The sequence below is a fragment of the Okeania sp. genome, from assembly GCF_983059655.1.
The window spans coordinates 1-2,435 of record NZ_CEZPJD010001010.1; the positions used below are offsets into that span (position 1 = coordinate 1).

Annotated in this window: 4 protein-coding genes; all 4 read left to right on the forward strand. The window is 32.6% G+C overall.

Translation table 11 applies throughout. The features are described from left to right. The first annotated feature begins 274 nt into the window (after positions 1-274). On the forward strand, positions 275-1,072 hold the full coding sequence (locus AC3DU7_RS31180) for an SDR family oxidoreductase (RefSeq protein ID WP_488043112.1): 798 nt from the start codon (positions 275-277) through the stop codon (positions 1,070-1,072). 240 nt (positions 1,073-1,312) lie between these two features. Then, positions 1,313-1,543, forward strand: coding sequence for a hypothetical protein (locus AC3DU7_RS31185; protein ID WP_488043113.1), 231 nt, complete (start codon positions 1,313-1,315; stop codon positions 1,541-1,543). A 62-nt stretch (positions 1,544-1,605) separates the two neighbouring features. After that, a complete protein-coding gene (locus AC3DU7_RS31190; protein ID WP_488043114.1) occupies positions 1,606-2,064 on the forward strand; it encodes a hypothetical protein in 459 nt (152 codons plus the stop codon). Positions 2,065-2,076: 12 nt separating this feature from the next. Next, positions 2,077-2,358, forward strand: a complete 282-nt coding sequence (locus tag AC3DU7_RS31195) for a helix-turn-helix transcriptional regulator (RefSeq protein WP_488043115.1) — start codon at positions 2,077-2,079, stop codon at positions 2,356-2,358. Positions 2,359-2,435 lie beyond the last annotated feature (77 nt).

Here is a 2,435-nt window from a genome sequence, read left to right on the forward strand (position 1 = left end):
GTGTTGACTTACAAATTTTGGCAAGGATGAGAGGAAAAAGAAAGTTAAAAGATGATTAGATGTTGAAGAAGGTTTTAGGTTGTAGGTGGGTAAGCATTCAGCATTCAGCTATTAGCTATCAGCCATTTTTTTTAGAGTTACATTAGACTATTTTCTATATAGCAGTCGAAGGAAAGATTAGGACATATCAAAAACTTAAAACTCAGATAATGCAAGCTTTTTCCTTCTTCCTTCTGCTATACACATTAAATTTGAATTATCCATAAAAAAAACAATGCTACCAACAGTTTTAATTACTGGTGCTTCTCAAGGTTGTGGCAAAGCAACAGCACTTTTATTTGCTAGAAAAGGATATAACATTGTCTTAGCTGCTAGAACATTAGATAAATTAGTAGAAACAGCTAATGAAGTTAGGGCAAATGGTAATTCTGCCTTGGCTATTCCTACTGATGTTACTGATGCTAAACAAGTGGAATATTTAGTGCAAAAAGCAATAGATTTTTATGGCAAAATCGATGTATTAGTTAATAATGCTGGTATTTGTTTGACTGGTGCAATGGAACATACAACATTAGAAGATTTTCAACAATTAATGAATGTCAATTTTTTCGGTTATGTGAATACAATAAAAGCTTTATTACCCCATTTTTTGTCAAAAAAATCTGGCACAATTGTTAATGTTGGTTCTATTGGTGGAAAAATGCCTTTGCCACAAATGACCGCTTATTGTGCTAGTAAATATGCAGTTACCGGATTAACTGATACTTTACGTTTAGAATTACAGTCAAAAGGAATTAATGTTATTTCTGTACATCCAGGGGTTATTAATAGCGATTTTATGGAAAGGGCGCAGTTTCGTGGTGGGGATAATTATGAAGTAGAAAGTAGTCGTCAACAAATGAATTCTGTTTTAAAATCTAATTTTGTTAGTCAGCCAAAAGATATTGCTGAAGCTATCTGGAATGCTGTGAAAAATAATAATTCTGAAGTAGTAGTAGGTCCGGCTGTTTTTGCAACAGAAACTTATCGATTATTCCCTGGTTTAGTTCAGTTTATGATGGGAAAAATTTAGGATAATTTATGATGAAGTAGTTTAGCGATTAAGGTTTAGTCCGGAGACTTTAACAGTAACTTTTATTCTGTCTCAATTTCTCAATTATTTTTACCGAAAAATTAAGGTATAAAGCCTTTCCAATTCATGGAGAAGTAATTCTAAATTATAAATTCTAAATTCTTGAACTTCCCCAAAATTAATAGCTGATAGCTGACGGGTTAATGCTTACTAAATTTATTTCTTCAAGCAAAATTTAAAATGCCTAAATATCAAGACATATATCCATCCGAACCACTGATACAAAGCCTTGATTTAGTACGTCCATTAGCAGCAGATTTACCGAGAAATATCTGGTCTAAAGCCTCCCCTTTTAAGGGAATAAAAAGCGGTCTCCGGATGGCGAGGTTTCCTCGCCATATCCAATCAACCAAGAGAAAAGAGAATATTCCTTATTTCAAGCCTCCTTATTGCAGAGGTACTAATAACTGATAACTGATAACTGATAACTGAAATGACTTACTCTAGAATATTTTGAAGCCGAACCTGCTTCGATGCCTATAAATAAGTACGAACAACATCATATTACTATCAATTTAAAAGAAGAACCTCATAGAGTAGAAAATTGGCGCAATGGAGAACATCGAGATTTTATTTATCACAAAAACGAAATAATTGTTACTCCTGCCGGTGTAGAAAGTGGCTGGCAATGGCACGTTCAAAGTAAGTGTATTATTATTACTCTCGAACCTATTAAATTTGAAAGATTTGCTCAAACAGAATTAGGAATTTTACTTTCCGAGCAGCAATTAAAAGATTTACCACAATTTTTAGATGAAGATATTACTCAGTCGGGAATCCAACTTTTAGAAGCTTTAAAATGCAAACTCGGCTCCCAAATAATGTTTGAATCTTTTGCTCGTATATTTCTGACTAAACTAATTCTAAAATACGGCTTACAAGTAGAAGAATATGAATTTTCTAAAAGCTTCACTGCCAAACAATACAAATAAGTATTAGATTACATTTCCCTTAATTATGGCAATAATATTTTACTAGAAGATATGGCAGCAAAAGCCAGTCTTAGTCCTTCACATTTCTCTCATTTATTTAAACAAACTATTGGTCAAAGTCCCTATCAATTATTGATGGCTTACCGTATCGAACAAGCAAAAAAAATGATCGATAATCCTAATAAATTAATGGCTGATATTGCTTTTACCTGTGGCTTTTCCGACCAAGATCATTTCTCACGCGTGTTTAAAAAGATAGAAGGTTTAACCCCCAAACAATATCGACCAAAATAATTTTTCTGTAATGATATGTTAATTAAAAAAGTTTAAATTTTGTAATGGATTTATAAATAATGCCTACTCCGATATAC

Excerpts from the sequence above, each read along its gene's own strand:
- AC3DU7_RS31180 (WP_488043112.1), top strand. The coding sequence starts at position 275 with ATGCTACCAACAGTTTTAATTACTGGTGCTTCTCAAGGTTGTGGCAAA.
- AC3DU7_RS31185 (WP_488043113.1), top strand. The coding sequence starts at position 1,313 with ATGCCTAAATATCAAGACATATATCCATCCGAACCACTGATACAAAGC.
- AC3DU7_RS31190 (WP_488043114.1), top strand. The coding sequence starts at position 1,606 with ATGCCTATAAATAAGTACGAACAACATCATATTACTATCAATTTAAAA.